Genomic DNA, 6,056 nt, shown 5'->3' on the forward strand with positions numbered 1-6,056 from the left:
ACCTGATAGGCAGTGACGATGGGGTCTTGTGTGCGCTCATCGATTCTGTCCACCCGATTGTTCCTAGATTTCTGAGAGAATGAGGACTATTCTAAAGCCTGGGTAAATCTTTTAACAGAAGCCGCCTTAACCTAAATGATAAAAGAGCAAGTCTGTAAAGAATTCGTCTCTGTCTACCTCCAGTCGATACTGACTCCCCACAAACGCAAACCCAACCCCAAGCTCCAGCAAAAACTTCTGCATATGTTCCAGTAGGGCACGTTCCAAATCTCGCTCTAGGGCTTTTTCATGCAGATTGAGAAAGTCAAGGTTATATTCTGATTTCAAAAGGCTTTGAGCCAAATCGGATTGTGGAACTGGAAGCACGGCCTGAAAATTGGTTAATGCACCGCCCTGACGACTGTAGAGATCAGAATCAATTTGATGAACCAAAACAGCACGACTCCAAGAATTTTCGATTGTTTTCTGAATGTACCAAATCCGCTGCTCTGGGTCTTTGATCTTGTCCAAAATTGTGCAGTTATGCTTCCAGGGAATTTGTGCACCAAGTTGGTGCACAATTGCCTCATCTGGGTAAGCCGCAGCGAAAGAGCGCATATATTTCAAATTCCGAGGTGAGAATCCCGTCATTTCGGGAAATTCCACCTTGAGATCCTGCGCTAGATGATCAACAACTTTTGTTCCCCAACCTTCGGTCTTCTACCGTTGGAGAATTTCCTGCCCAATTTGCCAATAGAGCAAAATTAGCTCTTGATTGACTACCAGCGCTGCTTTGATCTGGGACGAACGAATCCGCTCCTTTAACTCTCGAAAGAAGTCATCATAACTATCTGGAAAAAGAGAGGGTTGCTGAGGCATGACCAATACCAGAGAACAGGATGAAGAATTTTTCCCTTTAGGAAATTTGTCCTACTAAATTACCAGAATTAATACACTAAATCTGCATCTGATGCTCAAGGTTACGTTCAAGGCGAACAGGGTTTCAAACATCGACCTTTACAGAGGTCAGAGGTAAAGCAAGTTGCTGAAATAGACGATTGGCAGATGATCCCCCTAAATTGGAAATCGAAATTCCTAGCAGTCTTACCTTGCGATCGCTGAGTTCTGCGATCGATAACAGTGCCTGCACCAGCCCCAAAATAGTCTTTGTTTCTGAGATCGGGACAGGTTCGGTACGAATGCACGTGAGCTGCTCATAGTTTGCAAACTTTACCTTGAGCGTTAGGGCTCCTCCACTGGTCTGTTTGCTACTCAATTGACTTCTCACGGTCTGAGCAATCGGTTCGAGCACCTGCATCATCGCTTCAGCCTCGTCCAAATCTTTCTCAAAGGTCGTTTCCGTACTGACAGATTTAAGTACACGATCGGGCTGCACGGCTCGATCATCCTCAGCTCTCGCAATCTGAAAATAAAATCGTTCTACCATGCCGAACTGTCGCACCAAGTCTGTTTCCGACGATTGCTTCAATTCTGCACCCGCTTTAATTAACTCGGTAAACCCCTAGCTCGGCTCTGACTATTACCCACAAGTTTGGGGGAAGAGGTGAGAGGCGAACCGAGTTGCATTTTGCAGCACCGACCATCCCCTCCAGATAACCGTTGGGCCAGGGTCTCCATCGCTCTTGCGAGCTAAGAAGCCACCGAGTTTCGCAATCGCTATCACGGCTTGAGCGACACGGAAGTCAGAGAGCTGAGCATCGCTGGAGTGATGGGTCAGCAACATCAGCGTCTGGATCTCAAGTTCAGTCAAAATCGTCCGGGCTGAAGCAGTGGGGGCAGTTCTCTGCATCCAGGTCATCCAGAACAGTCGCCATGCCACAATGCTCATCAACGTGATGTATCGATTCAAGCGCTCGGCTGATTGCAAGCGACACTGCTCGACTTGGCAACCGTGCTGAAGAATTTTATGAAAGACCTCAATCTGCCAGCGACAACAGTACCATTCCACTTTTTCCAGTGCCTGCTCGAATGAATTGACCGCAATATTGGTCAAAAGCATCCATTCGATCTGGTCTTCGGCATTGGGGGCATCCACTTCCGTCACATAGACTGCATCCAGCATTACCGGCGGCAACGGATAGAATAACGACTGTTTCGGGCGTTGTGTGGGTGCTAAAGTCACCGTTCCAAATCGAACGGCAAGGGTAGTGGTGCGTTCCGGTTTAGAGCCGCTCGACGGCACCGTGATCTGATAGCATCCCGCCACAGGTTGTGCTTGCAGTTGTTCCCACAAGCGAGGAAATTCGCTGTCTTTGAGATGCCGATTCCAAGCAGCCCGAATCACAAATTCTGAGTGACAACGTTCGGCAGCGACAAACAGCTCGTAGATGTCACTTTCTCCGTCACAGAGTGTAATCACTCTCGTGTTCTCAGGTTTGAATGATTGAACAAACTTAAGACCTTGAACCCAGCGGTAGCTTTCCTTATGCTCAATTGATGTGTTCTTGCGTTCGCGCTCGCTTTGCTGATTGTATCCAGCTCTTGCCCAACCGATTTGATGCAGTAATCCCAAAGGCAGTCCTTGAGGCGTAACCGCAAGAATGTTATGTGTCACCAAACCAAGGCTAGCAGAACGACGATCTCCGATCGGTCCTAGCCCTTGGGTTTGTTTGTGAGTTGAAAAGTTCAAATACGAGGTATCTTGAATTGCTAGCACAACTGCTTCCTGCTTCATCCGCTCCACGGTTCGAGCTTGATGAGAATTCAGAATTTGTTCACTTATGACCTTCTCGTTCTGAAAGAATCGGTAGGCTGCTTTTGTGGCTGCCCAATCTTCACTTGCCTGGTTGATGGGCGCTTCTGGAGTTGCTGACAAGTCCGCTGCCAGCTTCCTCAACCTTGTGTTCAGTCGCTGGTCGCCCAGATTCACCTGCGCAAATTCCCATTCACTCCAGGATTGCTCTTTGTTATGCTCGCTGATGCTCATGTACTCCCTGTGCAAAGATTAAAGCTAGCATTTCTGCTCACATTTATCTCTGGTTATCCCTCAGTGAAAGCCGCACTTGTGGGTAATAGTCAGGGCTCTGCCGGAGGTTGCTTACTTCCCAAAGCTTGAGATGTATAGCACTTTTTCATGGGCAATTAAGATTGCTATAGTAGCAATCCTGTGATGAAGATATAGAAGATTAGAAATCAGGATTATGTTCTTGATCCCAGCATTCACCATCTCGCCACATTCTCACTGTTTTTTCGCAGTCTTTTTGGCTTTGAAGCCATGGAATAGATGTGGGATGAACAGTGGAGTATGTAGAGCTTAAGGTACTTAAGCTAGGAAGAATATAGAACCAGAGAATTGCCAAAATTACTGTTATAGACGTTGTGCCTAACAACGCAAGTGAGTTTGATATTTGCGTATGACTTGCTGATGGTTTTGAAGAAAACATTGGAGTGTGGCTCATCCACAATAGCTCTCGTAATTTGGAGGAATTTGAAACTGGCTTCATAATCTTGCTACCACTTAAAGAAACAAAAAATAGCGATAGTCCCCCTGCACCTTAAAGATAGTTCTGCCTATCGCTATGATTCAATTTTCATATCTTGTATATAGCTTCGGCATCCGAAAAAGCTAGCGTTCTATTTTCTACAGTTTTCAGCAAGATTACCAGCCTATACGGAGTAGGTTTCTATGGGAATTCTCGTAGTGTTTTCGTCAAAACGCTCTTTTTAGAGAAATAGGCGGGATCAATTAAACATAAGATGGAGAGAAGCTCTTTAATTCTACAGCCAGGTTATGCTAGCGCCCTGGCGAGTTGTTCTAGTCTTTTGAGTATGACCTAGCTCAAGAGACTTTCGTGGGGAAAGCGACATTCAAGTGATGAATTGGATCGCCGAGAAAGTAGCGCAAACCCTGGAACGAATCAGGCGCTTCACCATGATTGTGCAGGATAATTGCTCAATTCCCAGGTGAGACATCGTGCATGAAGACTAGCAACGCTGGCAAGACCAAAGAGGATGGCCGTGTTTCCTACCTCCGTACAGCGCCCAAATGAATCTACCAGCAGGATTTAAGCCGTTAAATTTCACGCTTACAAGGACACGCATTCTCGCCGTGATTCAGATAGTTCCTCCTACTATTTCACGACCTACCAAGGAGCCAATAATACTTGTCTTGAAGTTGATAAGTATGCCCACGCGATGCGCAAGGAGTGCATGAAAAAAAGCTAAGAGCGAGATTTAGAAGCGGTTTCAAGGATCAATGTATGCGATAGAAAAAGACATCAACTGCACTGCTTGGAGGCAGGCAACGATGTCTGAAAAGAATGTTAATCTTACTGTAGCAAGTTTAGAAGTGACTACCACTGAGCAAGCCAATCCTGCCATTCCAACTTGGTTCGCAGAAGCTTTACTGCTAGGACAATACTGGCAACACTGTGGATTACTAGAGCGCTTGCAGCAACAGGCGCATGTGAATCGAGGACGGATGGGCAAGTATGAAGTGTGCGACTTTGTGCTATTACTACTAGCTTATGCGGTGAGCGGTTTGACGAGTTTAGAAGCATTTTTTGAACAATTGAGTAGTGTTGCATCTGTGCTGATGTCAGTCTGGGGTCGGCAGCATTGTCCGGTTGCTTCTACCTTGAGTCGATTCCTCGCTGATGTCGATAATGATGCCGTTGAAGCTTTACGCGAACTTTTTGAGAGTGCCCTACTTGAACACTCACCCATCGGCCCAGAATTGGGCGTGACAGACCGCAGTGGCAAGCGATGGATGGTCTTTGATGTCGATGGCACGACGAAGGCTGTTCGGCATCGAGTGTTACTGACTCAAAATACTCATCCTGTGCTGAAGCGTCGAAGTCGAAATGCCTGCAAGCCAGGATATGCCGGACGCAAACGCGGGGAAGCCGTTCGGACTCGGACCACGATTGAGCAGGCACATACTCGTGAATGGTTGGGGAACTTTGCAGAAGCTGGGAACTGTAACTCGAAAGAAGATCTCAAGCGATCTTGCACCGTAATTCAGCGCTACTGTGCGCGATCTACTTCACCCGTGACAGCGCTGTTGCGCTTAGATGGGCTGTATGGTGGTGCAAACTATGTTACCCTTCTGCAACAGCGCCAGATGACGTATATTACTCGCTGTCGCGACTATCATCTGCTCAAAGAGCCAACCGTCAAAGCGATTCTCGCGACCGCTCCTCAACAACAATACCTTCACCCTGATAGTCCAGAAGTCACCCGCGATTTGTTTGATATTGAATGTTTGGATGCCACTCGTTGCGGCTACCTTGAACCGATGCGATTGATCATTGTGCGATTGATTCGATTCTCCAAGCAGAAGCCCAGTGTCGGCAAGTGTGAGGTTAAGTACCTCTACGAACTATTCCTGACCTCATTACTGCCCTCTTGCTTTAGTGCAGCAGATGTCCTCAGTCTCTACAATGGGCGAGGTGGATTTGAGCAAACGCTATCTGAAGAGGATAGAGAGCAAGACTGCGACAGTTGGTGTAGCTGGCAGCCAGAAGGACAAAGCTTCTGGCAAATCTGAAGCCAATGGGTGTGGAACTGGCGCATTCAAGCAGGATGGCAGTCCCAATCCCAATGTCAAATCCGACAAACGCTTTGGTCGCCTGCTCTAGACCAGCTAGAAACTCAAGAGTGCTCAGCCCCGACCATTGCTCCCTAATCTTTGCTATCCACACCGACCGTTAACCCACAACTTGCACCTTCTCCCAAGTATGAAGCAATGGTTGATGTTCCAGATATGGCGCGACAATTGTATTGGCTCACCCACGAGATGCGCAACGAGCTTCATGAAATTAAGACAGGTCTAGGGTGTAGGCTATGCAACCACTCTAAAACTGTAGAAGCAATACCAAATAGTTGTACCTGCCAATGAATGCCTGTTTCCGCGAGTGCATTGCGAGCCAAGCGTTCTGCCCAACTCAACCGTCGATGAGAGCGTTGCTCCCTCGTCAAAACGGGAACCGGTAGTGCTTTATAGGGAAGGACGTAGAAAAGAGAGGAAGCGATAATAGAAAAGGAGATTGACTTGAGCTGACTCTTGATGATCAAGCCCTTACTAACCTGTCCGAACTGCGGTTCACACGACATCA

At 47.3% G+C, this 6,056-nt stretch carries 6 protein-coding genes and 1 pseudogene; 1 reads left to right on the forward strand and 6 read right to left on the reverse strand.

Features of this window, described 5'->3' with window-relative positions; all coding sequences use genetic code 11:
• Positions 1-126: 126 nt before the first annotated feature.
• The 5 genes and pseudogenes from J0L70_RS32205 to J0L70_RS31885 all read right to left on the reverse strand — a co-directional run bounded on the left by J0L70_RS32205 (position 127) and on the right by J0L70_RS31885 (position 2,926).
• Positions 127-366, reverse strand: a complete 240-nt coding sequence (locus tag J0L70_RS32205) for a PDDEXK nuclease domain-containing protein (protein ID WP_502711043.1) — start codon at positions 364-366, stop codon at positions 127-129.
• Positions 367-408: 42 nt separating this feature from the next.
• A pseudogene (locus J0L70_RS32210) lies at positions 409-684 on the reverse strand (DUF1016 N-terminal domain-containing protein); the annotation flags it as partial.
• 15 nt (positions 685-699) lie between these two features.
• Complete coding sequence (locus J0L70_RS32105) at positions 700-858, reverse strand: DUF1016 N-terminal domain-containing protein (RefSeq protein ID WP_353736688.1); 159 nt, start codon at positions 856-858, stop codon at positions 700-702.
• Positions 859-982: 124 nt separating this feature from the next.
• Positions 983-1,468 carry a DinB/UmuC family translesion DNA polymerase gene (locus tag J0L70_RS31880; protein WP_287457333.1) on the reverse strand — a complete coding sequence of 162 codons (486 nt, stop codon included), beginning with the start codon at positions 1,466-1,468 and terminating at the stop codon, positions 983-985.
• Positions 1,469-1,519: 51 nt separating this feature from the next.
• Positions 1,520-2,926 carry an IS4 family transposase gene (locus J0L70_RS31885; protein ID WP_287457334.1) on the reverse strand — a complete coding sequence of 469 codons (1,407 nt, stop codon included), beginning with the start codon at positions 2,924-2,926 and terminating at the stop codon, positions 1,520-1,522.
• 1,320 nt (positions 2,927-4,246) lie between these two features.
• Here J0L70_RS31885 and J0L70_RS31890 point away from each other — a divergent pair.
• Positions 4,247-5,488 carry a hypothetical protein gene (locus J0L70_RS31890; RefSeq protein WP_287457336.1) on the forward strand — a complete coding sequence of 414 codons (1,242 nt, stop codon included), beginning with the start codon at positions 4,247-4,249 and terminating at the stop codon, positions 5,486-5,488.
• A gap of 263 nt (positions 5,489-5,751) precedes the next feature.
• Here the strand turns inward: J0L70_RS31890 and J0L70_RS31895 are convergent.
• The coding region (locus tag J0L70_RS31895) for a hypothetical protein (RefSeq protein WP_287457337.1) at positions 5,752-6,056 on the reverse strand (305 nt) is incomplete at its 5' end.

It is taken from the genome of Leptolyngbya sp. UWPOB_LEPTO1 (genome assembly GCF_017302695.1).
Classification (GTDB): Bacteria; Cyanobacteriota; Cyanobacteriia; order Leptolyngbyales; family Leptolyngbyaceae; genus Leptolyngbya; species Leptolyngbya boryana.